This is a genomic window from Mucilaginibacter sp. 22184 (assembly GCF_052045695.1).
In the GTDB taxonomy this organism is placed as follows: Bacteria; Bacteroidota; Bacteroidia; order Sphingobacteriales; family Sphingobacteriaceae; genus Mucilaginibacter.
In genome coordinates this window covers 93153-117495 of record NZ_JBQEPI010000015.1, presented here as the reverse complement: position 1 = coordinate 117495, position 24343 = coordinate 93153, and the positions used below count along the sequence as shown (strand labels likewise).

Genomic DNA, 24343 nt, shown 5'->3' with positions numbered 1-24343 from the left:
GCAAAGGTAGAAACCTTTTTCTTATTTCCAAAACTTTTTTTTCTTTTTTTTATTCTAAGTTTTGACCGCCTCTCTTTCCCTTTTCTCTTCCTCCTCAGCGGGCTGCAAAGGTGCGAAACTTATTTTAATTTATCAAGTGAAATTTTCACTTTTTTAAACTTTTTTTTATTCGCTAAATCTTCAAAAAACAACGCCCTTTTTCCTTAAGCGGTCACAAATGTACAGAGAAAAACACATCCCTTCCAAGAGAAATTTTGAAATAATTAAAACTATTTTACAACTGTCTGTAAACTAACCCTAAATTCTGTCGTAGCAAGCCTTCTTTATCCTATAATAATAGCATTTACCTAATTTGTATATTTGAAAAGTATATGAACAACCACCCATTTCCCGAAAACTTCCTGGCCTCTTTAAGCGCAGAAAGTGGATTTGATGAGCAAAATTTTATTAAAGCCCATGAAAATTCTGAGGCGCCTACCTCTATAAGATTAAATCCATTTAAACCCTCGGCCTTAAAAACAAGCGCGCAAGTGCCCTGGTGTGCCGATGGTTTTTATTTAGATACCCGTCCGTCCTTCACTTTTGACCCTCTTTTTCATGCCGGATGTTATTATGTACAGGAGGCATCGTCGATGTTTATTGATCATATCATGAAACACATCAGGCAAAATAAGGAGCAACCTATCAAAGTGCTTGATCTATGCGCGGCGCCGGGTGGTAAAAGCACGTTGCTTAATTCGGCTATCGGGGCTGATGATCTGTTGGTGGCTAACGAGATCATTAAAACACGCGTACCTATATTAACAGATAACCTGAGCCGGTGGGGCCAAAGCAATATTATTGTTAGTAATAATGATCCTAAAGACATTGGCCGGCTGAAAAGCTTTTTTGATATTATATTGGTTGATGCTCCCTGCTCTGGTTCGGGCATGTTTCGCAAAGATCCGCAGGCGATGAACGAGTGGTCTGAAGCCAATGTCAATCTCTGTCATCAACGGCAGGAACGCATATTAGCCGATATACTCCCCGCCTTAAATGAAGATGGTTACCTTATATATAGTACCTGCTCCTACTCGCACCAGGAAAATGAGGATATCCTCGATTGGCTTTGCCAGGAATTCGATCTGGAAAGCATCCGTATACCTATATATAAGGAGTGGGGTATTGTGGAAACCGAATCGGCGCAGCAAAAAGCATGGGGTTACCGCTTTTATCCAGGCCAGGTAAAGGGCGAAGGTTTGTTTGCCTCCTGCCTGCGCAAGAGAAACAATACAGGCGAGTTGGGCAACTTTAAAAACAATATGCAGCAAAAAATAAGCAGCAAGGAAATTGACCAGGTAAAGACCTATCTCCATAACCCCGAAAGTTTCTATTATTTTAAAGTAAATGATGATTGGCTGGTCATTAACCGCGCACATAAAGAAAGTCTGAATATTTTGCAACGCCACCTGTATCTCAAAAAATCTGGCGTACGCGTAGGTCAGCTGATGGGGAAAGATCTGATACCCGACCATGAACTGGCCCTGAGCACTATTATTAATAAGGACGCCGTTTTACAAACCGAACTTAACTATGATCAGGCTATCCAATACCTGCGCCGGGATAATATCGACCTGAACCCTACCCAAAAAGGCTGGAGTTTGATGACCTTTCAAAGCCAGGCCATGGGTTGGGCTAAACTCCTGCCCAATCGTATCAATAACTATTATCCTAAAGAGATCAGGATTATAAGTCATGCCCCGAGCCCCCCAGCCCCCTGAAGGGGGAGCTTTTGATGAGCCGGGTGCTTTTGTCTGAACCGGGATTAAACAGATAAAGGGATTACCACGATTTTCATTAACCACTCCAAAAAATCATAGTAATCCCTTAATCATGAAAATCGTGGTTCTGACAAGTAACCCGCTAAGAGTTCCCCCTTCAGGGGGCTGGGGGGCTCAATACCCATCTATAGATAACAGCACCAGCGTGCAGGCATTCTCTGTCTGGATACCTTTTTCATTGGCCAGACGGCGCAGCTCGGAGTTTTCGGTACCTGGGTTGAAAATAATTCGCTTCGGATGAGTATCTAATATATAGTTATATAGTTCCGGTTGATGTTGTGGACCAACATATAAGGTTACCGTATCAATATCGTGATGGATGATTTCGGGCTTTTCGATGGGTACACCAGCTACCTCACCCGTTTTTATCCCTACATTTACGATGGTGTGTCCTTTGCTTACCAGTCTGTTCGAGGCCAGGTAGGCGTATCTGCTGGGATCAGGCGTAGCGCCCAATACCAATGTTTTTTTATCAGCCATTAATTATCCTTTTTAGTAACGCTATCTGGGCCGAGTGATAGATATGATGCTGTATCAATCCGTTGATCAGTTCTTCATAGGTAACACCGGTTCCCTCTTCGCGGTTCCTTTCGTCGTTTGTTGGCTCATTCCATTGATCCGGTGGGAAATTTTGGATGATGCCAATCAAATTTACGTTAACCAGTTTCAAATCTTCAACATAATTCTGCCATTTTTGTTCGTCAGGTTTGCTTATAGGTGGCCAGTCGCCACTGGTGGGCAGGCCCGATGGCAGGCCGTTCATCCTATCCATCACCTCTTCTGTCCAGGCAATCATGTGGAGCACTATTTCGGCTATATTATGTATTGAGCCCGGCGGCTTTTCGTACGCGGTTTCAAAGTTGACACTTTTTAATATAGTATAAACCGGCGAACCATACCAGGGATCGCCCGACAGTACATTTTGCAATTCGTGCGAAAGATTTTCAGAGGTACTCATGCTAATATTTTTAAAGTTGCCAAAGCGCAGTTGATGCCATCAATTGCCGCAGAAATAATGCCACCCGCGTAACCGGCACCCTCACCACAAGGAAACAAACCCTGAACCTGCGGGTGCTGCAGTGTTTCCTTATCGCGTGGAACTTTTACCGGCGATGATGTGCGCGACTCCACTCCTACTAATATAGCTTCATTTGTATAATAACCTTTCATCTTTCTGCCAAAGGCTGGCAGCGCTTTTTGCAGCCGCTTATGGATCCATAAAGGCAGTATTTCTTTCAACTCGGTACTTTTGGTTCCGGGCAGGTAGGAGTTTTCCGGCAGATCTCGCGACAAACGCCCCTCCACAAAATCAACCATGCGCTGGCCCGGAGCTACCAGGTTACCACCTCCTGCCACAAAAGCTGCTTTCTCAATCTCCTGCTGAAAGCGCAGCATTTTAAAAGGATCGTTGTCATCACCGGCCACATCTTCCATATTGATCTGCACTACAGTTCCCGAGTTGGCAAAAGGGTTGTTCCGTTTAGATGGGCTCCAGCCGTTCACCACAATTTCATTCGGTTCCGTTGCGCAGGGGGCAATGATACCGCCGGGACACATACAAAAGGAAAATACGCCCCTATCGTCCACCTGCTCCACCAGGTTGTAGTAGGATGGCGGCAGATCAGGGCCGCGATATTCACAATGGTATTGGGCCCGGTCGATAATTTCCTGGGGATGTTCTATCCGCACCCCCAATGCAAAAGGCTTAGCCTCAATCAATATATGTTGATGATGCAGCATTTCAAAAACATCGCGTGCAGAGTGGCCCGTAGCCAGTATTACCGCATCGGCCGTCAGTTTTTCGCCATTGGCCAGTTTTACGCCTTTTATTTTGCCAAATTCTACCAGTAAGCTGGTCACTTTGGTATCAAACAATATCTCGCCGCCGGCATTCAGTATGGTTTCGCGCATGGCGGTGATGATCTGCGGTAGTTTATTGGTGCCGATGTGCGGCCGGGCATCTATCAATATATTCTCCTCGGCACCATGCGCTACAAACATTTTCAGCACCTGGTTTACATCGCCACGTTTGGTAGACCGGGTATATAGTTTACCGTCAGAATAAGTACCGGCTCCCCCTTCGCCAAAGCAATAATTTGATTCGGGATTTACCAGGCCTTGCTTGTTAATATTGGCCAAATCCCGCCGGCGCTGTTTTACGTCCTTACCACGTTCTACAATAATGGGCTTTAATCCCGACTGGATACATTGCAGCGCCGCGAATATCCCTGCGGGACCGGCGCCTACAATAATAACGGGCCTGCCAAACTGCACATCAGGATAATTAACGGTAAATATTTCGGGCTGATAAGGCTGATCCAAAAACACCCGCAACTGCATGCGGTAAACCACCTTGCGACCACGCGCATCTATGGATCGTTTTAAAACTTTTACTGCCGAAACTTTTTGGGGTTGAATATTCAGAGAAGCCGCCGCCAAACGGGTTATTACGGCTTCATCTTCTTGCTGCCCGGGCGGGCATACTATTTCTACTTCTTTGATCATGATAATTGCCAGGTTTTTATCCCGGAGCTGTGCAAAGGTAAGGAAAAAAGGCCTCACCCCAGCCCTCTCCTTTGGAGAGGGAGTCAAATATGTTAAGTAAAGCCCTCTCTCCCGATAGCTATCGGGATGGAGAGGGTTGGGTGTGGCCCCTTTCTCCTCCCCCTAAAAGGGTGATATCCGTTAAAACATGTAAAACCAAACTGTTCGCCCGTGCACATTAACCGTCCGCTATCGAACAGTTTGAAATGACCATTAAAATTTATTTAATTGAAAATCAATAACTTATAAAATGGCATTGGTATTGGCATAGGCTCGTTATAAAAATAACACACAAAATGAATATCGCCGAAGACCGCTTGATGACCCTATGGGAAGGATGTTTGAAAAACGACCGCAAGCAACAGGAACAATTATACAGGGCATTGGCCCCAAGAATGCTGGCAGTTTGCATGCGCTATGCAACTGATAAAGACGAAGCACAGGATATATTACAGGAAGGCTTTATAAAAATGTTCAAAAACATGAACAATTACCGTGGCGAGGGCAGCCTGGAAGGATGGATCCGCCGTATTATGGTACATTGCGCCATATCACGCTACCGCAAATTAAAACCCATGGTTTTGGTGGAAGATTTTGCCGCCGAAAACAGCGTGGCTATGGGCAGCAGATCATACAATGATAACGGACTGGAAGCAAAAGATTTGATGAAACTGATCCAGAAACTACCCAAAACTTACCGTTCTGTATTTAGCATGTATGCTATTGAGGGCTACTCCCATCAGGAAATTGGCAGCTCATTGGGTATGACAGAATTGTTATCACGCACTACCTTATACCGTGCACGCAATATTTTAAAAGACATGATTGGCCAGCTTACCATGCGTGAGCAGCATTGCCTGGCAGGGTAATCAGCCCTTACCCTGCCCCCTTTTCCGCCCGGTTATCCCATAACCCGTACACTTATCACCGCCGCAGTTCAGGCAACCCGCCTGAACTTATACCAGTAAGCCATAAAAGCTTATTCCATAATCAAATGCATATTTAATAATAAAACAAGGATGTCACGGTGAGCTCCGTCGAACCATGGTGGGCAGGCCTCTACGCGCGAGTCTTCGACAGGCTCAGACACACAGCCCTTTTTATAAGCCCCCCTAAAACATGTCATCCTGAGGGACGAAGGATCTGTTTTACAATTGAAAAGTTCAATAACCGATGCTTCACTGCGTTCAGTATGACAAATCTATTTCTTAGCGTCCCCAAAGTCCTTCCTATCCTAAAAAATCATCTCCATGCTTTAATCGCGTACCACAAATGTTTTGATTATCTTTAGCGATGTGTATCTTGCCATGTTGTCATAACCATTAACTGTTGTAACAACGGTACGCCTTTTGTAATCTAATTTGAAACACATCACTAAAAAGCATAATTAAAATGAAAAAGTTATTCTCGGTAATATTAATTATAACGGCGGCAATGTCATTAAGCTCATGCAGTTATAACAGCATGGTTAAAATGGATGAAAACGTAAAAACCAAATGGGCGGCCGTTCAAAGTCAGTATCAGCGCCGCAGCGATTTGATCCCTAACCTGGTGAACACCGTTAAAGGAGCTGCCAATTTTGAAAAAGGTACCTTAACCGCCGTTGTTGAAGCACGCGCCAAAGCAACATCTGTACAGGTTGACCCTACCAAGCTTACCCCGGAATCCATCAAAGCTTTCCAGGCAGCGCAGGGTGAATTAAGCACCGCGTTGGGTCGTTTATTATCGGTAACAGAAAATTATCCTAACTTAAAAACCAACGAAAACTTCCTGGGTTTACAGGCGCAGATTGAAGGTACCGAAAACCGTATACAGGTAGCCCGCCAGGATTTTAACGCTTCCGTACAGGAATTTAACACCAAGATCCGCTCGTTCCCGGCCAATATAACAGCCAAAATGTTTGGCTTTAGCGAAAAAGGCTATTTCACCGCCGAACCCGGAGCTGATAAAGCCCCTAAGGTTCAATTCTGATTAGTGAATTATTGATTTAGTGAATTAGTGATTTGAGCTTCAGGAAAGCATTCCAGATCACCAATTCACTAATCGTTAATTCAATTACTCAGTAATTCACTAATTCAATAATTCAATAATTAAAAAGATGCCCGTATTTACCGAAGAAGAGCAGCTGCGGATACGCAAAGCTATACAGGAAGCCGAGAACCGCAGTTCGGGCGAGATCAGGGTATGCATCGAAAAAAAATGCAGCGAAGATGTGCTTGATCGTGCCGCTAAATATTTTTACCAGCTTAATATGCACAAAACCAAACTGCGCCATGGCATATTGATTTATGTAGCCACTGTAGATCGGAAATTTGCCATTATTGGCGATGCGGGCATCAATTCGGTGGTACCGGCCAATTTTTGGGACGCTACCAAGGAAGATATGCTGCAGCATTTTAAGTATGGCGATATTATAGAGGGCATAGTTACCGGCTTAAAAATTGCCGGCGAACAGTTGCAGAAGTATTTTCCGCATACCGGGGATAATAACAATGAATTGCCTGATGACGTTGCCTTTATGGATGGCGATTAACCTTTAAAACTCATGTTCAAAAAAATCATATTGTTCTTTACCCTGGTGTTGTGCGCCTTTGCCGTGTTTGCTCAGGATTTTCCGGAACGATCAAACACGCTGGTTACCGATTATACCAACACCCTGTCTGCCGATGATAAACAACGGCTGGAGAGTAAACTGGTAGCTTTTAACGATTCCTCCTCCACCCAGATCGCTATTGTAATGATCAAATCGGTAGGGAAATATGACATCGCCGAATATGGTGCCGCGCTGGGTCGTAAATGGGGTATCGGGCAAAAAGGAAAAAACAACGGCATACTTATTCTGGTGGCCCTTGCCGACAGGAAACTTACTATTCAAACCGGCTACGGCGCCGAAGGTGCATTGCCTGATATTGTAACCCAGGAGATCAGGGTGAATGATATTAATCCACGCTTTAAAGCGGGCGACTACTACGGCGGGTTAAATGCAGGCGTAGATCAGATCATTAAATATACCAAAGGCGAGTACAAGGCCGATAAAAAACCACAGGCTAAACAAAATGGCGGCGGTGGCGGCAGTGTGCTCATTGTCATTATCATCGTAATTGTGATCATCGTACTCATTTTCCGCAACCGCGGTGGCGGTGGTGGCGGTCGCCAGATCATTGGTAGCCGTGGCGGAGCCAGTCCTTTCTGGTGGTTCTTAGCCGGCAATCTGCTAGGTCGTGGCAGCGGTGGTGGTGGCTGGGGAGGCTTCAGCGGTGGAGGTAATGATAGTGGTGGCGGCGACAGTGGGGGCTTCGGTGGTTTTGGAGGCGGCGATTTCGGCGGCGGCGGCTCCAGTGGCAGCTGGTGATTTTTTGAATTATTGAATTATTGAATTATTGAGTTAGTGAATTAGTGATTTTTTGTCTGAATCAGAATTTTCAGAATTAACTAATTTTCAGAATTTAACTACCAACTTCACTAAATCGCTAATTCACTAATTAAACATTCCCCCCATCACTAATTCACTAACTCAATAATTCACTAATTAAATAATGGATCTCACCTGGAAACTACTTTCATCACATTACATACATAAAGGCCCCTGGGCTACCTTGCGGATTGACAAATGCGAAATGCCCGATGGTCGAATAGTTGATGATTACTACGTATTGGAATACAGCAACTGGGTTAACGGCGTAGCTATAACCGAAGACAATAAAGTATTGATGGTAAAACAATACCGCCATGCTGCCGGAATTATTTCGCTCGAACCTCCGGGTGGTGTTATCGACGGTGACGAAAAACCAGAGGAAGCCCTGCGCCGCGAACTGCTGGAAGAAACGGGCTACCAGTTTGATAATTTTGAACATCTGTGTACCGTGTACGGCAACCCGGCAACCGCCAACAATCAAACTTTTACTTACCTGGCCAAAGGCGGCAAAAAAGTAAAAGATCAGTCATTGGATGCTCATGAAGAGTTAATCGTAGAAGAATACACCATCGCCGAAGTAAAACAACTGCTGCTCGAAAATAAAATAGCCCAGGCCATGCACTGCACGGGTTTGTTTTATGGCATGGTGAAACTGGGGGCGTTGTAATTGGGAGTAGTGAGTAGGAAGACTGGAGTAGAGAATATCAGGTTGCAACATTTTAACCCTGATATTCAAAATTCAAGGCCCAGAACTTTCTTTTATAACTCACCACCCTCAACTCACCACTCACCACTAAATGCAATTATCTTTCCTCCGCGTATCCACAATATAAATGATTTTCCAGCCATCCTTGGTTTTCATCAGCTGGAAAACATCTACACCGCAGTGACTGAAAGTTTTGCCGACATAGAACTTGTAAGGCGCCCAAACACTGGCCAGGTCGCCATCAATTTTAATATCCTTGTAGGTAACCTGCTCGTCGTATATTTCCTTATGCGGCGTACCTATCTGTCTGATAAAATCATTCGCGTTTTCGGTCACCAAAGCCACCGAGCCATCCTTTTTATTAGCGACGCTCTGGAAAACGATATGTTGATCAAAAGTCGATCGCAACAGGGTGCTATCCCCTTTGCGCATGGCGTCAAACAGGGTATTGATGGTTTGTTTAATACCCTCCTGATCTGTTTGCTGGGCAAATGTTTTGGATGACAGGAGTAAGACAAATAGCAGGAGCAGTAAATTTTTCATAAATAAATTTGATACAATTTAAGTAAATTTGAATATGTCACAAATTGATTTCAAACAATATATTGAAGTTAACGCTGAAATTAGATTCGGGAAACCGGTAATTAAAGGTACCCGCATTACAGTATATGATGTTTTGCAGTGGCTGGCCTCCGGTTTAAGCCATCAGGACATATTAAATGATTTTCCTCAACTTACCGAAGATCATATATTGGCCTGTCTTTCTTATGCCGCTAATAAAGAAAGAACCATAAAAGTGGCATGATACGCTTAATCTCTGATGAAAATATTTCCTGGCGCCTAAAAAGTTATTACCAGAATGGGAAGTATTGCCCTCTAATGAAATTAAACTACATACACGTTTGACTGATCTTAACATATGGCAATTCGCAAAAACAAATAATTATACCATACTTACTTTTGACGAAGATTTTTGTGAGTTACAAAATCTTTATTCATTCCCCCCTAAAATTATCTGGCTTCGTACAGGGAATGTAAGCACTAAAGAAATAGCTGATCTATTACTTTTTATGGGAGATGCTATTTCAGCTTTTTTATCTGATGAAACTTTAGGTGTACTCGAACTATATCTTTCATAGTTGTCACCCAATGGCATCTCTAAATTGCGTATCTTTGTATAGACAGCAGCCCGGTTCCTCATCAAAAAGGAGAACCGGGCTGTTTGGTTAAGGAAAAAGCAAGCCAGAAAGCATCCATTTTTTTATTAGTTATTTGAAAATCAAATATTTAATACTTTTTAAACCTAAAAAAGCACATTAAAAACACGGTTAAAATTTGTTAAAAAGTGTTAAAACTGATGTTTTCCGAACACTTTTGATGAAAAAAAGGGCCTTTTTGAGCAAAAATTTGTTAAAATTTGAGGTTTAAAAAGTTTTTCAGCTGTTAACCGCCTCCCAGATCTTTACGGCTTCTACCGCTTCTTTAACATCATGAACTCTCAGGATATTGGCGCCTTTCATCAGGCCTATGGTGTTCAAAACGGTGGTACCATTCAGGGCTTCGGCGGCAGTAGTTTCGAGTAGTCCGTAGATCATCCGTTTGCGGGAGATACCTACTAAGGTTGGTAAGCCTAATATATCAAAATCCTGCAGGCGGTTCATCAGGTTATAATTATGTTCGTTCTTTTTGGCAAAACCAAAACCCGGGTCGATGATCACATCGTGTACACCCAATTGCTTTAGCTGCTGGTACCGGGTTACAAAATAGTCGAGCACTTCGGTAAAAACATCGTCGTATTGTGCCAGTTGGTTCATCGTTTGCGGCGTGCCTTTCATGTGCATCAAAATGTAGGGAACCTGCAAACTGGCAACGGTGGTAAACATAGCTTCATCCAGGGTTCCACCCGATATATCATTGATGATATGCGCGCCAGCATTAATAGCAGCCTCGGCAACCTGTGCCCGGAAGGTATCGATAGACATCACCGCGTCAGGAAAAGCTGCTGCAATAGCCTCAACAGCAGGCAACAGGCGGTCGGTTTCTTCGGCAATGGCAATATCTTCGGCATTGGGCCGCGAAGAATATGCCCCGATATCTAAAAAAGTGGCACCGTCGGCCAGCATCTTTTCAGCTTGCTGCAGGGCCTCGTCAATACCGGGCTTGCGACTGCCGGCATAAAATGAATCAGGCGTAATATTGATGATCCCCATAACCTTTGGGCTGGATAGGTCGATGAGTTTTCCCCTCGCGTTCAGGGTAGTTTTTTTATGAAAAAATGTATCTTGAACCATGTGTTTTACAAAGTTTAAATATTGTAATTTAGTTTAACTTTGCAGCATTGGCGCAAGCACGCTTTATTCAAAACGTTTCAACATTCAAATATTTCAACTTTTGGCTAATACATCAGCAGAGTACGACGCAGTAATTAACACATGTAAGGGCCTTTTCATGAAAAAGACCCGCGACTACGGAACCGCATGGCGCATACTGCGCCCGCAATCCATCACGGATCAGATATTTATCAAAGCCCAGCGTATACGTACCCTGGAAGAAAAAAAAGTATCTAAGGTGGGTGAGGATATTACCGGCGAATATATTGGCATAGTAAATTACTGCGTTATTGCCATGATGCAGTTGGAATGCAGTGCCGAAACCGCCATGGAGCTTGCCCCCGATCATGTAGAGCGCCTGTTTGACGAGCGCGTAAAGGAAACCAAGGAACTCATGTTTGCCAAAAACCACGACTATGGCGAGGCCTGGCGCGATATGCGCATCAGTTCATTAACCGATCTGATATTGATGAAGCTACTGCGTGTTAAACAAATTGAGGATAACCAGGGCCTTACCGAAGTATCTGAGGGCGTGAAAGCCAATTACCAGGACATGCTCAATTATTCGGTATTCGCTTTAATAAAATTAGGGGTATAATAGGACTTTTGGAATAAGGATTTAAAAAATAAAGAGCAGAGATCATTGGGAAAAAGAGCAAAGAAAAAATCCTTGCTCCTTGTTCCAAAAATCTTTACTCCTATAATGATAACTATGAAAAACAGCTTTATTTGGTTTTGCAGGATAGCGGTTGGTTTATTATTTATTTTTTCGGGACTGATTAAAGCTAATGATCCGCTGGGTTTTTCGTACAAGCTGGAGGAGTATTTTGAGGTTTTCCATATCATGTTCCTTAACGGCTTTGCGCTTACTATAGCTGTATTGCTGTGCACATTGGAAATGGTTCTGGGCTTTGCCCTGCTTATCGGTGTTCGTGCTGTAAAAGTTGCTTGGGGATTATTGCTGCTCATTATATTTTTTGGCTTTTTAACTTTTTATTCGGCCTTTTTTAAAGTGGTACAAACCTGCGGCTGTTTTGGTGATGCTATCCCGTTAACACCTTGGCAATCCTTCAGCAAGGACATGATACTGCTTTTGCTGGTGCTGGTGCCATTTATCAATCGCAAAAAAATACAGCCCATATTTAAACCTAAAACGGCCGATAAATGGCTTATCGGCGCAGCCGTTGTTGCATTGGGTTTTGGCATATATACCTATAACTTTATGCCTATCATCGATTTTTTACCTTATAAAATAGGCGCTAATATTCCCGACGAGATGAAAATTCCGCCGGGAGTACAGCTGGATGAATTTGAGGTAACCTACAATCTTAAAAACAAAAAGACCGGCGAAACCAAAACCATGAGCGATAAAGAGTACCTGAAAACCAATATCTGGAAGGACGCTAATTGGGAAGTTGTAGGAAACCCGGAAAGCCGCCTGGTTAAAAAAGGCTTCGAACCCAAGATCCGCGATTTATCTATACAGGATGGCCAGGGTAATGATTATACCAAAGAGTTATTATCCAATCCATTTTATAGCCTGGTTATCGTAGCTCATGATCTGGATAAAACCAATGCCGAAGCTATCAACCGCTTAAACGCGCTGGCTATAAACGCTACCGAAAATTATAATATCCGCACGGTATTACTTACGTCCAATTCGGCACAAAGCGCCGAAGCATTTGCCAAAGCACATAAACTGGTTACCGAAATTTTTTACGCCGATGGCGTTCCGCTGAAAGAAATGGTGAGGGCCAATCCGGGTGTGCTGCTGCTTAAAAACGGTACTATCATTAACAAATGGCATTACCACACGGTACCTACTTATGATGGTTTAGTAAAAAAATACTTCCAGAAACAGTAGTTATGATCCGTTACCTCATCCGCAAATTATTTTACGGACTGGCGGTAATGCTGGGCGTTGTGCTGGTGGTTTTCTTTCTGTTCAATATTTTACCTGTCGACCCGGCCCGGATGACACAGGGTCAGCGCGCCGATGTACAATCGTTACAGGCCGTACGCAAAGAGTTTGGTTTGGATAAACCCATACCTGTGCAGTTTGCCTATTATCTGAATGATCTTTCGCCGGTAGGTATCCATTTAAATAATCCGGAGGAGCAGCAACGTTACCATTATGCCAAACTGTTTGCGGTGAGTGATAGCAAAGTACTGGCATTGAAATGGCCTTACCTTCGCCGGTCATACCAAACGCGTAAGGATGTGGCCAGTTTGCTCATGGATGTTATACCGAACACCTTAGTACTGGCTACCACGGCGATGATATTCGCCATTATTATTGGTGTGTTTTTGGGCATTTTAAGCGCGGTAAATAAAGATACCTGGATAGATAAGCTGGCCATCAGTTTCTCGACGCTAGGTATATCGGCGCCATCGTTTTTCGCCGGGATTATTATTGCCTGGATATTTGGTTTTGAGCTGAGTAAATATACCGGCCTCAATATGTCGGGCAGTTTGTATAGTTATGATCCTTTCCGGGGCGAGGTGATCAGCATCCGGAATTTAATATTACCGATGATCACGCTGGGTTTGCGCCCGTTGGCTATTATTGTGCAGCTTACCCGCAATGCCATGCTGGATGTACTGGGACAAGATTATATCCGCACCGCGAAAGCAAAAGGACTTGGCAACCGGGCTATCATCTATCGCCATGCTTTAAAAAACGCATTGAACCCGGTAATCACGGCTATAGCCAATTGGTTTGCATCGTTACTGGCGGGTTCGTTTTTTGTAGAATATATTTTTGGATACAATGGCTTGGGCAAGGCCACTGTTGATGCCCTGGAGATGTCGGACTTTCCGGTGGTGATGGGATCTATCCTTTTTATCGCCTTTATTTTTGTGGTGATCAGTATTCTGATCGATATTATTTATGTTTGGATCGATCCGCGGGTTAAATTAAGCTGATACAGTAAAATGTGCAGATTCTATATGTGCAAATATGCAGATGAGGCAGCCCAAGGAGATGGAAAAATTCACTAATTCAATAACTCACTAATTCAATAATTACTGCTGGATGAAGTACTTTTTAGTTGGTTTTATGGGCTGTGGAAAAACCACCTGGAGCCGTAAACTGGCAGCCAAATTAGGCTATGAATTTATTGATCTGGACCATGTGCTCGAAGCAAAAGCAGGCATGAGCATAGCCGAATATTTTTCGAGCTTTGGCGAAGATTCTTTTCGTAAACTGGAATCGGAAGTGCTGAAACAAACCGAATACCCAGAGAATGTAGTGGTATCAACAGGTGGTGGCCTACCTTGCTTTTTTGACCATATGCAATGGATGAATACGCATGGCCAAACCCTGTATATCAAACTATCGCCTAAAACCCTGGCCGACAGGCTCACCAACAGCAAAACCGTGCGCCCGGTGCTACAAGGCAAACAAGGTGATGAACTGGTTGAATTTATAACCGGCAAACTGGCCGAGCGGGAAAGTTTTTATTTACAGGCCGCTTACATTGTAGAAGGCATTGACATGTCTGTAGAAAAACTGGAAGAAGCACTGGGATTAAATCCCAGCTTCAATCAACAATAAAACCGGAATGGAATTAGATTTTTTTCAGATCGACAGTTTTACTGATAGAATATTTGGAGGAAACCCAGCCTGCGTAGTCCCACTCAAAAGCTGGCTTCCTGATGATGTGCTTTTAAATATCACTAAAGAAAATGCCGTGGCCGAAACCGCATTTTTTGTAATTAATGATCATAAGATCCATTTACGATGGTTCACTCCGGAAATTGAAATGGATCTATGTGGTCATGCAACATTAGCAGCAGCCCATGTACTTAAAACCATTCTTAACTACCCCGAAGAGAAAATAATTTTCAATACTATCAGCGGTGAGCTTATTGTAACTTTTAATGACAAGGATGGCCTTTATTGGCTAAATTTCCCCTCGAGAAATCCTGTACCCGCTTCTTTACCAGAAGTAATCAAAAGCGCGCTCAATATACAACCAAAAACAACGCTACAATCAAGAGATTTGGTTTTGGTTTATGACAGTGAACAGGAAATAAGGGATATTAAAGTTGATAAACAACTCCTTGATCAGATTAACCTTGATCCGGGTGGCGTTATAGTTACCGCGAAAGGCGATAATTGCGATTTTGTATCCCGTTATTTTACACCGCAGGCATCCATATTAGAAGATCCGGTAACAGGCTCGGCCCATTGCTCGTTGATACCCTACTGGAGCAATAAACTCCATAAAAAACAAATGAGAGCACTCCAATTATCTGACAGAATGGGTGAATTAGTTTGTATAGATATTGATGATCGGGTTTTAATCGGTGGTAAAGCTAAAACATACTCAAAAGGTACTTTTTGCACCGAATAAATTACCTCAAATAAACCGCGTCCTCTTCACCATCTTCATCCAGCACCACATCCACATGTTCTTTGATCACAGTAGAAAGAGCAACACCGGCAAAATCGGTAGTTACAGGGAAGCTTTTATGGTTGCGATCTATCAATACGGCTGTACGCAGTTTTTTGAGGGGTACATCTAAAAACACCGCAAAACCGTAGGCCAGCGTTTTGCCACTATTCAGTACATCATCAACCAGAATCACCACCTTATTGCTGCATTCCTGAACATCAAAATCAACTTTAGCCTGCAGGGTGCTGCTTTGTTTTTCGAGCTCAATGGTGAGCAATTTGCTGGTAAATGGGGCTATACCATCCAGGATAGTTTTGATCCGTTGCGCAATATGATTGCCACGAGGTAATATACCTGCTATAATGATCTCCTGTTCGTCAAAATTATCTTCCAGGATCTGGTAAGCTATACGGTCGAGCTTTTGCTCTATCTGGTGCTGATTTAATATGAGGAGTTTCTTTTCAGACATGTGCGCTTCTTTGTTGAAATGTTCTAATGTTTGAACGTTGTAATGTTTTTAAGTATCAACCTTGTAAATATACGCCTTAACCTTTCAACTTTACAACATTGAAACCTTGCAACAATCATTTCCCATACGGGAAATAAACAAAATTCGCGCCCTCGGGTACCACCACAAAAATGCACATAAAATCGTTGGGGTTTTTATAGCTGTTGATAAAACGGTCTTTTAGTTCGGGCTTGATCACACCGCGCTCCTCAAACTCTTCGAGGGTTGAGGCATGGATACTCCAATCGGTGTTCAGCTCGTTACGATCCAGGATCACTTCTCCAAGACTTAGTTCATGCTGATGCGCTATAAAAATAGGGTAAGAAGATAGCCCCTCCATCATAATTTCGACGGCCACTTCATGGATAGATTCTTTAAAAATTTTAAGCTCACGCTCCAAACTCAACAGCGGACTGTCCTTTGCCGGTTGCTGGCTTTCATTTCCTTCGTTTAACAGATCTTCGGGTTGCATATTGACCGTTGATTTTTTTGATTACGTTGATACTTCTTTTGTCTGAATCCTGATTCGTTGAATTAAAGGATTGCCTCAATTTTTCTCTTTCGATTTTTCCTCTTTTTACTATGAACCATGATCTACGAACTAATTACTCCTTAACACCAACAGCACCACATTTTCCACATGCTGTGTGTGTGGGAACATATCAACGGGTTGTATTTTTACAGTATCGTATTTTTCCTTGAGTACCAGCAGGTCGCGGGCCTGGGTAGCGGCATTGCAGCTTACATAAACAATTTTTGGAGCTTCAATTTCCATCAGGCGGTTCACCACATCTGGGTGCATGCCCGCGCGGGGCGGATCGGTGATGATCACATCAGGTTTACCATGCTCTGCTACGAAATCAGCAACCAGCACATCTTTCATGTCACCGGCGTAAAACTTGGTATTGGTGATATTGTTGATGGCCGAATTCACTTTAGCATCTTCAATAGCGGTAGGAACATACTCTACTCCCACTACCTCTTTTACATGCCCGGCAATAAAGTTAGCAATGGTACCGGCGCCGGTGTACAAGTCATATACCAGTTCATCGCCTTTAAAACCGGCAAAATCGCGGGTTATTTCATACAGGCGCAGTGCCTGGATGCTGTTGGTTTGGTAAAATGATTTCGGCCCGATACGGAATTTGATGCCATTCATTTCTTCATGGATGTATTCGGGCCCTTTAAAGGCTATCACATCCTGATCAAAAATGGTATCGTTTTTTTTCTGGTTGATGATGTACAGCAGCGAAGTGATTTCCGGGAAACCGGCATCAATAAAACTCATCAGTTTGTTTACTTCCTCTTCGCTTACATAGGCAAATACCACAATAACCATTACTTCGCCGGTTGATGAGGTACGTACAATGAGGTTGCGCAAAGCACCTTCATGATTGCGCAGGTTATAAAAAGTGTAGCCCTGTGCAATTACAAAATCGCGGATGCTGTTGCGCAGGGTATTGGATGGTTCGGCCTGCAGATAGCAATGCTTTACATCCAATATTTTATCAAAACGGCCGGGAATGTGGAAACCCAGGGCGTTCATATTCAGGGTTTCATCTTCCTTGTTTTCGCCGTCGTAAAGCCAGCGTTTATCAGAAAATGTATATTCCAGTTTATTCCGATAATAACGATCTTCGGGCGACGGTACTATGTCTATGATGCCCTGTACGTCAATTTTGGCTATGCGGCCAAGGGCATCGGCCACAGATTTTTGTTTGAATTTGAGCTGACCTTCATAAGTCATATGCTGCCATTTGCAGCCCCCACAGGTGCCAAAGTGTTCACAAAAGGGTTCAACCCGGTATTCGGATGGCTGTTTGAGCGCGATTATCCGGCCCTCGCCAAAATTCTTTTTGCTTTTGTAAACCTGTACGTCGGCTACATCGCCGGGAATGGCTTTATCTACAAAAAGCACAAAATCGTCGGTTTTACCTACACCTTTGCCTTCTTCGGCAATATCAATGATCCGGACATCCTCAAAAAACTTCTGTTTGGCAACTTTATTCATCAGGGTGCAAAGTTAACCGTATTTATTTAGGATAAAAACAGGAGGTTAGAGATAAGTAAAAAGTGGGTTTACATGGGTTTACACTTTTTATGGCTAACATCGATATATTTAATTGACAATCAATATATTAAATTAATTTCCGCTTCAAAAAGTGGGTTTACATGTAAACCCAGGGTAAACGCACCTGGTTAAAGGTTTAAGAGCCGTGAAACAACAAATTGGCTGCTTCACGGCTCGTTTTGGGTTAATAAGGTTTAGGTTTTAAAAGCTCGGTTTCATGAATTGCCGGACAAAAGAATATCCTTTCCGCTTAAAAGCGAACTACCAGCAATGTGATCTGCAATCAGGCAAACAGGCTCAATATGTAGGATACAAAATCGTCGGTATCCATATCGGCTATGTCAAATTGCTCATCAATCAGGTCTGAAAATTCTGTCAGTTCGGGACTCATGATAAAAAATTTATTATGCTAACATAGTAAATATTATACTAAAAACCAAATCGGTATATGGTATTTTATAAAAAAGGGACAGATTTTTCACCATCCCTTTTTTATTTAATGTTTCTCCCAATTTATTTTTCGCGAAAAGTACATCAATATGGCTACCACTATAAATAAAGCGATACTGCCGATGATGAGGGCAAAATCTTCCAGCTGGATAATTACAAAGATGAACGCATAAAAAACAGATAGGATAAAGGCAAACAACCAGGCGGCCATTTTCCTTTTTAACAAGGATGCGATGAACACCGACACCAACACGATGGTTGATACCGAAGCGATGAGATAAGCATAATTATACCCCACCTGCTCGGAGAAAGAAAGCAACAAAGAGTAATAAATAATCATGGCTATACCAATGAGTATGTAATTAAATATATGTATCCTTTGTTTACGGATCACCTCGGTTAAAAACAACGAGATAAACGTTAAAGCGATGATGAGCAGGGCATACTTACTGGTACGCATTGTTTTTTGATACTGATCAACGGGCAGGCGTAATTTTACACCGAATATGGCATCGGCAAGCTTTTTATCGTTACTGAGCAGTCTGTCATTATCCACCCATTGCTGCGGAAATGGGCGATTGTAGTACAACATGCGCCAGCGCGCTTTAAAACCATCCTTACTTACAGTTCGCTCATCGGGAAGGTAGCGGCCGTCAAAGCTTGGGCTGCTCCAGCTACCGTCGGCTTCCACATCCGTTGTTTTGCCTAAATGCAGAAAGCTTAGCCCCTGACTCCCTTTCAGATCCAGGGCATATTCAAAAGGTACATTTCCGTCTTTGGCGTTTGAAATATCTACGGCTACCTGCAGGCCACCGCCAAATATCGATGCATTATCAAATACCGGTTCGGCTGTAAGTGACTGCTCATTGGCTTTGATAACCGGGTTGTTTTTTAACCCTTTCAAATCAGTTATACTAAATACTATCCGGGCCTTGTTCAGTAAAAGTTGGTCAGAGGTAAGGGATAGGCTACTCAGGTCGGCTTTGGAGAAATTGCCCGATACTTTTACCAGGGAGTTATACACGGCCACATCAAATATTCCCCGGTGCAGGATCTGGGTGGTAAGCCCGGCTTTAATATGCAGGTTATCAGGCAATAGGTACAGATTTCCGGTATGCTCCCTCATAATTTCTTTGTTTGTCGCATCGGTTTCCTTAATCTGTTGCTTATAAGGAATGATCAGCACGGGCCCCTTGATTACCTGGCTGCCCGACCATTTATCGGATACATCGCGCATCATCTCATCCTGGCGGCTGGCCCGCTCATCTATAAGGTTGTTGACCAATGATGATGGTATAAGCAACACCAAGATCAATGTAGCAATAAAGAGCAATTTAACGGTAACCGACTCCTTGAGCCCGTCCATTATTCCGTGTTTGTGTGGTTCGTCCTGGATCATATATTTTTTAATATAAAGTACTTTGTAATTCAAAGTATCAATATCAAAAATAAGACCCGAAGGCCCGATTCTATATTTCAATATAAAGTACTTTGCAATTCAAAGTAACAAAGAAGAATTAAACAATCCAAATAATTTTTGCTAAAAAATTTATACCGAAATAGCAGCTTTTACCAAATACGGTAGTATCTCCTTCCGAAAAGAAACAAAATTCTTACGCACATCTGAGTCGCTCACCGAGGTGAAAGCAAAGCTAAACACAATGTTTTTACTGCTTTTTAAACCCAAGATCGAATCTAACTATTTTCTAACTTATTTATCCATTCGCTAAATCGCGGACTTTTAGCCCTTATCTTTTGCAATCCGATTTCCTGAGCTAAAATACTTCCATAAACGATCTTATTATACCCCTTAATTAATCTCTTTAATCTATGTGAAGGTGCATTATCTGGGGTATCATTTATAAGCTCGGGATTGGGGTTACTAACGAGTATCTGTTCTAACTCTGATTTATTTACAAAATCTCCTGAAGGAATATGGTTTGCAAATGCCTCAATATTATTGAATAATAACCCTTCAAACTCATGTAATTGAATATATGGCAAAAATCTATGTGCAATGGATTTATTCACTGCCTCCTTCATTCCGCTTTCAAGAATAGACATCCGAAGGTTTTTATCGATCTCCTTATGAGCATTTTCCCAACAAGGAAATTCAAATTTTTTCTTTATCCCGTAATAATCTATTAGAGTAGATACAATACTATCCTTTTCCTGCAATAAATGACTCTCAATCTGCTTTTTTAAATTATCCCAGGGAACAATTCCTCCACCTGATTTTTTGATTAAAGGCGTTAGTATTATGATTTTTTTTGCAAAAAAATGAGCGTACAACACATCCTTACAAAATTCTGTTTCCGTCGGGCCTTCGCAAATGATAATAATCCTTTTCATTAATTCAGTTAGCTTGGTTGGCCCCCTTGTATTATATTTTTCTGCCAAAGGTCTCCGATGCTGTAATCATCTAACCAGTGTGATAAAGCATCATCATCAAGCCTGTTAAAAACACTTTCTCCATTGCGTTGATCTACAGTTATGATATCCTTGGCTTCAAAATGATTTACCAGATCTGCAGATTGTGTCGCAGCGATTACTTGTGTATCCCTTGATGCGGCGCTCTGTATCATACCCGCGAGCTTTGATATGGCAAACGGGTGCAGGCCTAACTCTGGCTCGTCAATAATTATGGTCTTGGGTAAATTTGGTTGAAGAAAAAGAGTTGACAAAGCAATAAACCTTATAGTACCGTCGGATAGATCGGTAACCCCGTAAACACTTGAGGTAAACTTATCCTGCCATTGCAGTCGTATAAAGCCTTCATTATTTGGCTGAAGATAAAAATCTGAAAAGTACGGCGCTATACTCTGCACGGTATTTACTATCCTATTGTAAACAAGCCTATCGTTTTGTTGGATATTAAACAGAAAGGCGGCAAGATTATCTCCTTTTTCGTATAAAAAGTATATATCATTATTGATCTGGCTTAATTTATTAAAGGGCGAATTTCTGCCGGTATCATGAAAATGGTATTTCTGAAATGATTTTAGGTATGTTCTTATATAGTCGGCTCTTGTCATTGAATAGCTTTTTATTCTTGCTTCAGCAGAATAACTTGCAATATCAATAGGATTTCTTAATACTGGGTTATGGTCATACCATAAGCCCTCAGAAACAAAAATAAATGAGCTTTCGCCTTTTTCGATTTCAAACGAATAAGCATTTAGTCCGAACTTTATTTTCGAATAAATACGATTTGTGTTTTTACTCCCTTTATGCAGCATTCTTTCCTCGCCGCCAGCTAAAGCAACATACTCAGTAAGATTCTGATTATATAAGCGGTTTAAAAATTCAAAAAAAGAAAGAAAATTACTTTTACCGGCACCATTTGCTCCTATGAGTATATTTATAGGGGCAAACTCTACTTTGGTAGAATTAATTGACTTATATCCTTTTATTTCTATATAATCCATATTAAGGGAAGAATATCCTTTTTATAAGGATAATCAATATTACCAAATACTATGCAATAATGATTTATGATGAAGAAAGTTTTTACAGATATTTATACCGAAATAGCAGCCTTTACCAGGTAAGGCAGGATCTCCTTCTGAAAAGAAACAAAATTCTTACGCACATCTGAGTCGCTCACCGAGGTGAAAGCAAAGCTAAACACAATGCTTTTACTGCATTTGATCAAAAACCTTAGCCTTTGCTGGTAAGTTTCATGCTTACGGATACCGGGCAGTTGTATAAATGATGCCATTAGTAGTTCTTCCAGTTCGTTGGAAAGATTCTTCAAAAAATCCTGTGAATTGGTTGATTCCCTGATAAAATCCCAGCCTATAAATTCATTGCATATGGTGTATGACAGGCGACAGGTTTTCATGATCAGGTTATTCAGATACTCCTCCTCGTCTATCTCCGGGGCATTGTGTTGTACCAGATCGTCAACGCTGGCCTTGATGTAATCCATCAGCAGCACATGTAAAACCGCTTCTTTACTATCAAAATACTTATAAATAGTAGCCTTGGCAATTTTGGCCTTTTTGGCTATCTCATTAACACTGGTTTTATGGTAACCGAACTTGCGGAACAACTCCTGTGCCGCCCTTTTTATACTATCTTTTATTTTATCGGCTTCCATTTACTAATTAACAACTTGAATAGTGAAAGGTGTTGTGATCACCTGGTATGACCGCAGCGATTTTGTGGCAGGGGCTTTTACCGGTGAACCATCCTCCAGCGAAAACTTCGATCCACTGCATGGATCGGTAGCTGTGAGACCGCTTGCATCAACGGTAACAGCGCATTTTTTTTCGGGCTGATAACTGCTGCACCGGTCAAAAGCAACAATGCCGCGGGTTTGCGAATAATATAGAATTAAGCCGGCCACACCACCCGGGGCATAAGCATGGCCACCAACTACGTGAAGTGCGCTATAATTAGGATCTATTGGCGATTGGAAGTTTACCAGCACACTCGGAACCGGGTTTCCCTTACCGCATGAAATTAAACAAGCACCTGTTAATATGATCAGTATGAACTTTCTCATAGTATTTCTGTTTGAAACTGTTTTAAAAAGCGTACATCGTTTTCAGAAAATAAACGCAGGTCGCGGATAACATATTTCAGGTTGGCTATCCTTTCCATACCCATACCAAAGGCAAAGCCGGTGTATTTTTTACTGTCGATACCGCAATTCTCCAGTACATTAGGATCAACCATACCACAGCCCAATATCTCAACCCAGCCACTGTATTTACACATATTACAGCCCGATCCGCCGCAAATGGTACAGGATACATCCATCTCGGCCGATGGCTCGGTGAATGGGAAGTACGATGGGCGGAAACGTACTTTGGTACCTTCGCCGTATAATTCCTGCACAAAGTGATATAGCGTTTGTTTCAGATCGGCAAAGGATACATTTTCATCCACATACAAACCTTCAACCTGGTGAAAAAAGCAATGCGCACGGGCCGATATAGCCTCGTTACGGTAAACCCGCCCTGGCATAATGGCCCGGAACGGCGGTTTGCCATGCTCCATCATCCGCACCTGAACCGATGAGGTGTGGGTACGCAAAGCGATATCATCCTTACCGTGGTTCTTTTTAATAAAAAAGGTATCCTGCATATCACGCGCAGGATGCTCTTCCGGGAAGTTCAGGGCCGAAAAGTTATGCCAGTCGTCCTCAATCTCCGGTCCTTCGGCAACCACAAAACCCAGGCGTTTAAATATATCAATGATCTCGTTGCGCACCAATGACAGCGGATGGCGTGAGCCAACAGCAAAATCTTCGCCGGGCAAGGTAAGGTCAAGCGCTAAGTCTTTAGCCTTCGGTCCGGAGTCAAGCGTTTCTTTCAGCTCATTATATTTGGTCTCGGCCAATTGTTTAAACTGGTTGAGTACTTTACCAAAAACACGTTTTTCTTCGGGGCCAACGGTTTTAAACTGCTCAAAAAGGTCTTTTATAATTCCCTTGGTACCTAAAAATTTGATGCGGAATGTTTCCAGTTCATCGGCATTAGCTGGCGAAAAAGCATTGATTTCGGCGGTATACTGGTCAATTTGAGCTTGCATTGTTTTGGTGTTATTAAAAATTTATGGCCGTAAAGCCTGCCTGCTGATATCGTATGCGGTGCAAACTGACTATACGTTTGATAGCAGCAAGTGCGCAAATATAAAAAAAACGCCTCGAATGTGTTTAGCGATTACAGGAATATATAGTATCAGATGCTGACGAGTAACGCTATTATTACCCAACTTTAACATAAGGTGGGGGCAATTATCGAATTATTGAGTTAGTGAATTAGTGATTTCTTCTTCCCGCCAGCAGATGCTTTTGTCTGAACCATGATTTTTAGGATTAAAGGATTACCATGATTTCTTTTATTTTCTTTCCCCGTCAGCAGATAGGTCTATGTTAATTATTGAATTATCAAGTTATTGAATTAGTGAATTATTGATTTTCTTTCCCCGTCAGCAGATAAGCTTCGGGCGAAAGCGGGTAGAACGATGGTGGCCTGGTGTGGATGCGGGGCATAGCAAGTTTTTGCTGAAGCATAAGACCGTGCGAACGAAGTAGGGCAAAATAATTGCAGCCCTGGTTCTGACCGCTTTGCAGGGTAAAGGCCAGGA

General features: G+C 42.5%; 27 protein-coding genes and 1 pseudogene. 13 read left to right on the top strand and 15 right to left on the bottom strand.

Going from position 1 to position 24343, the window contains the following annotated elements; all coding sequences use genetic code 11:
* The first annotated feature begins 371 nt into the window (after positions 1-371).
* Positions 372-1760, top strand: a complete 1389-nt coding sequence (locus tag ACTJKG_RS26475; RefSeq protein ID WP_440740872.1) for a methyltransferase RsmF C-terminal domain-like protein — start codon at positions 372-374, stop codon at positions 1758-1760.
* A 174-nt stretch (positions 1761-1934) separates the two neighbouring features.
* On the opposite strand, the gene ACTJKG_RS26470 is transcribed toward ACTJKG_RS26475, so the two are convergent.
* Genes ACTJKG_RS26470 through ACTJKG_RS26460 form a run of 3 tightly spaced genes read right to left on the bottom strand, consistent with a single transcriptional unit; the run spans position 1935 to position 4325 of the window.
* A complete protein-coding gene (locus ACTJKG_RS26470) occupies positions 1935-2300 on the bottom strand; it encodes a CoA-binding protein (RefSeq protein WP_172338311.1) in 366 nt (121 codons plus the stop codon).
* The gene (locus ACTJKG_RS26465) at positions 2293-2778 is read right to left on the bottom strand and encodes a DinB family protein (protein ID WP_440740871.1); all 486 of its coding nucleotides are present in this window, start codon (positions 2776-2778) and stop codon (positions 2293-2295) included. The genes ACTJKG_RS26470 and ACTJKG_RS26465 overlap by 8 nt, the downstream gene beginning before the upstream one ends.
* Positions 2775-4325 (bottom strand): NAD(P)/FAD-dependent oxidoreductase, encoded by a 1551-nt coding sequence (locus ACTJKG_RS26460; protein WP_440740870.1) that lies wholly within the window; start codon positions 4323-4325, stop codon positions 2775-2777. The genes ACTJKG_RS26465 and ACTJKG_RS26460 overlap by 4 nt, the downstream gene beginning before the upstream one ends.
* 335 nt (positions 4326-4660) lie before the next feature.
* Between ACTJKG_RS26460 and ACTJKG_RS26455 the strand changes: the two genes are divergently transcribed.
* From ACTJKG_RS26455 to ACTJKG_RS26435, 5 genes are all read left to right on the top strand, one after another.
* Positions 4661-5233 (top strand): RNA polymerase sigma factor, encoded by a 573-nt coding sequence (locus ACTJKG_RS26455; RefSeq protein ID WP_172338314.1) that lies wholly within the window; start codon positions 4661-4663, stop codon positions 5231-5233.
* 523 nt (positions 5234-5756) lie between these two features.
* Positions 5757-6335 (top strand): LemA family protein, encoded by a 579-nt coding sequence (locus ACTJKG_RS26450; protein ID WP_172338315.1) that lies wholly within the window; start codon positions 5757-5759, stop codon positions 6333-6335.
* 127 nt (positions 6336-6462) lie between these two features.
* The gene (locus ACTJKG_RS26445; RefSeq protein WP_172338316.1) at positions 6463-6897 is read left to right on the top strand and encodes a TPM domain-containing protein; all 435 of its coding nucleotides are present in this window, start codon (positions 6463-6465) and stop codon (positions 6895-6897) included.
* A 12-nt stretch (positions 6898-6909) separates the two neighbouring features.
* A complete protein-coding gene (locus tag ACTJKG_RS26440) occupies positions 6910-7716 on the top strand; it encodes a TPM domain-containing protein (RefSeq protein WP_440740869.1) in 807 nt (268 codons plus the stop codon).
* 184 nt (positions 7717-7900) lie between these two features.
* Entirely contained in the window at positions 7901-8446 is a 546-nt protein-coding gene (locus ACTJKG_RS26435) for an NUDIX hydrolase (RefSeq protein ID WP_172338318.1), read from the top strand.
* A 126-nt stretch (positions 8447-8572) separates the two neighbouring features.
* Here ACTJKG_RS26435 and ACTJKG_RS26430 read toward each other — a convergent pair whose 3' ends face one another.
* Positions 8573-9028 (bottom strand): nuclear transport factor 2 family protein, encoded by a 456-nt coding sequence (locus ACTJKG_RS26430; protein ID WP_440740868.1) that lies wholly within the window; start codon positions 9026-9028, stop codon positions 8573-8575.
* 34 nt (positions 9029-9062) lie between these two features.
* On the opposite strand from ACTJKG_RS26430, the gene ACTJKG_RS26425 reads away from it, so the two are divergent.
* The gene (locus ACTJKG_RS26425; RefSeq protein WP_440740867.1) at positions 9063-9290 is read left to right on the top strand and encodes a DUF433 domain-containing protein; all 228 of its coding nucleotides are present in this window, start codon (positions 9063-9065) and stop codon (positions 9288-9290) included.
* Positions 9291-9354: 64 nt separating this feature from the next.
* On the top strand, positions 9355-9624 hold the full coding sequence (locus tag ACTJKG_RS26420) for a DUF5615 family PIN-like protein (protein ID WP_440740866.1): 270 nt from the start codon (positions 9355-9357) through the stop codon (positions 9622-9624).
* Positions 9625-9921: 297 nt separating this feature from the next.
* Here the strand turns inward: ACTJKG_RS26420 and folP are convergent, their stop codons facing one another.
* Positions 9922-10776, bottom strand: a complete 855-nt coding sequence (folP, locus tag ACTJKG_RS26415) for a dihydropteroate synthase (RefSeq protein WP_440740865.1) — start codon at positions 10774-10776, stop codon at positions 9922-9924.
* Positions 10777-10933: 157 nt separating this feature from the next.
* Here folP and ACTJKG_RS26410 point away from each other — a divergent pair, with 157 nt between their 5' ends.
* The 5 genes from ACTJKG_RS26410 (at position 10934) to ACTJKG_RS26390 (ending at position 15173) form a co-directional block, all read left to right on the top strand.
* On the top strand, positions 10934-11413 hold the full coding sequence (locus tag ACTJKG_RS26410; protein ID WP_172338321.1) for a DUF1599 domain-containing protein: 480 nt from the start codon (positions 10934-10936) through the stop codon (positions 11411-11413).
* Between the two features lie 114 nt (positions 11414-11527).
* Positions 11528-12679: a BT_3928 family protein gene (locus ACTJKG_RS26405; RefSeq protein WP_440740864.1), complete on the top strand. Its 1152-nt coding sequence runs from the start codon at positions 11528-11530 to the stop codon at positions 12677-12679.
* A gap of 2 nt (positions 12680-12681) precedes the next feature.
* Entirely contained in the window at positions 12682-13740 is a 1059-nt protein-coding gene (locus tag ACTJKG_RS26400; RefSeq protein WP_440740863.1) for an ABC transporter permease, read from the top strand.
* Positions 13741-13849: 109 nt separating this feature from the next.
* Positions 13850-14371, top strand: coding sequence for a shikimate kinase (locus tag ACTJKG_RS26395; protein ID WP_440740862.1), 522 nt, complete (start codon positions 13850-13852; stop codon positions 14369-14371).
* Positions 14372-14378: 7 nt separating this feature from the next.
* Complete coding sequence (locus ACTJKG_RS26390; RefSeq protein WP_440740861.1) at positions 14379-15173, top strand: PhzF family phenazine biosynthesis protein; 795 nt, start codon at positions 14379-14381, stop codon at positions 15171-15173.
* Position 15174: 1 nt separating this feature from the next.
* On the opposite strand, the gene ACTJKG_RS26385 is transcribed toward ACTJKG_RS26390, so the two are convergent.
* The 10 genes and pseudogenes from ACTJKG_RS26385 to pheS form a co-directional block, all read right to left on the bottom strand.
* Positions 15175-15684 (bottom strand): phosphoribosyltransferase family protein, encoded by a 510-nt coding sequence (locus ACTJKG_RS26385; RefSeq protein ID WP_172338326.1) that lies wholly within the window; start codon positions 15682-15684, stop codon positions 15175-15177.
* A 115-nt stretch (positions 15685-15799) separates the two neighbouring features.
* On the bottom strand, positions 15800-16195 hold the full coding sequence (locus ACTJKG_RS26380; RefSeq protein ID WP_172338327.1) for a hypothetical protein: 396 nt from the start codon (positions 16193-16195) through the stop codon (positions 15800-15802).
* 129 nt (positions 16196-16324) lie between these two features.
* On the bottom strand, positions 16325-17734 hold the full coding sequence (gene rlmD / locus ACTJKG_RS26375; RefSeq protein WP_172338328.1) for a 23S rRNA (uracil(1939)-C(5))-methyltransferase RlmD: 1410 nt from the start codon (positions 17732-17734) through the stop codon (positions 16325-16327).
* A gap of 556 nt (positions 17735-18290) precedes the next feature.
* Positions 18291-19643, bottom strand: coding sequence for a cell envelope integrity protein CreD (gene creD, locus ACTJKG_RS26370; RefSeq protein WP_172338349.1), 1353 nt, complete (start codon positions 19641-19643; stop codon positions 18291-18293).
* Positions 19644-19793: 150 nt separating this feature from the next.
* Positions 19794-19925: pseudogene (locus ACTJKG_RS26365) on the bottom strand (TetR/AcrR family transcriptional regulator); the annotation flags it as partial.
* 14 nt (positions 19926-19939) lie between these two features.
* Complete coding sequence (locus ACTJKG_RS26360) at positions 19940-20596, bottom strand: DUF4276 family protein (protein ID WP_440740860.1); 657 nt, start codon at positions 20594-20596, stop codon at positions 19940-19942.
* Positions 20597-20604: 8 nt separating this feature from the next.
* Positions 20605-21672: an AAA family ATPase gene (locus ACTJKG_RS26355; protein WP_440740859.1), complete on the bottom strand. Its 1068-nt coding sequence runs from the start codon at positions 21670-21672 to the stop codon at positions 20605-20607.
* A gap of 92 nt (positions 21673-21764) precedes the next feature.
* On the bottom strand, positions 21765-22346 hold the full coding sequence (locus ACTJKG_RS26350; RefSeq protein ID WP_172338331.1) for a TetR/AcrR family transcriptional regulator: 582 nt from the start codon (positions 22344-22346) through the stop codon (positions 21765-21767).
* A 3-nt stretch (positions 22347-22349) separates the two neighbouring features.
* A complete protein-coding gene (locus tag ACTJKG_RS26345; RefSeq protein ID WP_440740858.1) occupies positions 22350-22754 on the bottom strand; it encodes a hypothetical protein in 405 nt (134 codons plus the stop codon).
* Positions 22751-23785 (bottom strand): phenylalanine--tRNA ligase subunit alpha, encoded by a 1035-nt coding sequence (pheS, locus tag ACTJKG_RS26340; RefSeq protein ID WP_440740857.1) that lies wholly within the window; start codon positions 23783-23785, stop codon positions 22751-22753. The genes ACTJKG_RS26345 and pheS overlap by 4 nt, the downstream gene beginning before the upstream one ends.
* Positions 23786-24343: the final 558 nt, after the last annotated feature.

Coding starts and splice junctions, on each gene's coding strand:
- ACTJKG_RS26475 (WP_440740872.1), top strand. CDS start 372: ATGAACAACCACCCATTTCCCGAAAACTTCCTGGCCTCTTTAAGCGCA.
- ACTJKG_RS26470 (WP_172338311.1), bottom strand. CDS start 2,300: ATGGCTGATAAAAAAACATTGGTATTGGGCGCTACGCCTGATCCCAGC.
- ACTJKG_RS26465 (WP_440740871.1), bottom strand. CDS start 2,778: ATGAGTACCTCTGAAAATCTTTCGCACGAATTGCAAAATGTACTGTCG.
- ACTJKG_RS26460 (WP_440740870.1), bottom strand. CDS start 4,325: ATGATCAAAGAAGTAGAAATAGTATGCCCGCCCGGGCAGCAAGAAGAT.
- ACTJKG_RS26455 (WP_172338314.1), top strand. CDS start 4,661: ATGAATATCGCCGAAGACCGCTTGATGACCCTATGGGAAGGATGTTTG.
- ACTJKG_RS26450 (WP_172338315.1), top strand. CDS start 5,757: ATGAAAAAGTTATTCTCGGTAATATTAATTATAACGGCGGCAATGTCA.
- ACTJKG_RS26445 (WP_172338316.1), top strand. CDS start 6,463: ATGCCCGTATTTACCGAAGAAGAGCAGCTGCGGATACGCAAAGCTATA.
- ACTJKG_RS26440 (WP_440740869.1), top strand. CDS start 6,910: ATGTTCAAAAAAATCATATTGTTCTTTACCCTGGTGTTGTGCGCCTTT.
- ACTJKG_RS26435 (WP_172338318.1), top strand. CDS start 7,901: ATGGATCTCACCTGGAAACTACTTTCATCACATTACATACATAAAGGC.
- ACTJKG_RS26430 (WP_440740868.1), bottom strand. CDS start 9,028: ATGAAAAATTTACTGCTCCTGCTATTTGTCTTACTCCTGTCATCCAAA.
- ACTJKG_RS26425 (WP_440740867.1), top strand. CDS start 9,063: ATGTCACAAATTGATTTCAAACAATATATTGAAGTTAACGCTGAAATT.
- folP (WP_440740865.1), bottom strand. CDS start 10,776: ATGGTTCAAGATACATTTTTTCATAAAAAAACTACCCTGAACGCGAGG.
- ACTJKG_RS26410 (WP_172338321.1), top strand. CDS start 10,934: ATGAAAAAGACCCGCGACTACGGAACCGCATGGCGCATACTGCGCCCG.
- ACTJKG_RS26405 (WP_440740864.1), top strand. CDS start 11,528: ATGAAAAACAGCTTTATTTGGTTTTGCAGGATAGCGGTTGGTTTATTA.
- ACTJKG_RS26400 (WP_440740863.1), top strand. CDS start 12,682: ATGATCCGTTACCTCATCCGCAAATTATTTTACGGACTGGCGGTAATG.
- ACTJKG_RS26395 (WP_440740862.1), top strand. CDS start 13,850: ATGAAGTACTTTTTAGTTGGTTTTATGGGCTGTGGAAAAACCACCTGG.
- ACTJKG_RS26390 (WP_440740861.1), top strand. CDS start 14,379: ATGGAATTAGATTTTTTTCAGATCGACAGTTTTACTGATAGAATATTT.
- ACTJKG_RS26385 (WP_172338326.1), bottom strand. CDS start 15,684: ATGTCTGAAAAGAAACTCCTCATATTAAATCAGCACCAGATAGAGCAA.
- ACTJKG_RS26380 (WP_172338327.1), bottom strand. CDS start 16,195: ATGCAACCCGAAGATCTGTTAAACGAAGGAAATGAAAGCCAGCAACCG.
- rlmD (WP_172338328.1), bottom strand. CDS start 17,734: ATGAATAAAGTTGCCAAACAGAAGTTTTTTGAGGATGTCCGGATCATT.
- creD (WP_172338349.1), bottom strand. CDS start 19,643: ATGATCCAGGACGAACCACACAAACACGGAATAATGGACGGGCTCAAG.
- ACTJKG_RS26360 (WP_440740860.1), bottom strand. CDS start 20,596: ATGAAAAGGATTATTATCATTTGCGAAGGCCCGACGGAAACAGAATTT.
- ACTJKG_RS26355 (WP_440740859.1), bottom strand. CDS start 21,672: ATGGATTATATAGAAATAAAAGGATATAAGTCAATTAATTCTACCAAA.
- ACTJKG_RS26350 (WP_172338331.1), bottom strand. CDS start 22,346: ATGGAAGCCGATAAAATAAAAGATAGTATAAAAAGGGCGGCACAGGAG.
- ACTJKG_RS26345 (WP_440740858.1), bottom strand. CDS start 22,754: ATGAGAAAGTTCATACTGATCATATTAACAGGTGCTTGTTTAATTTCA.
- pheS (WP_440740857.1), bottom strand. CDS start 23,785: ATGCAAGCTCAAATTGACCAGTATACCGCCGAAATCAATGCTTTTTCG.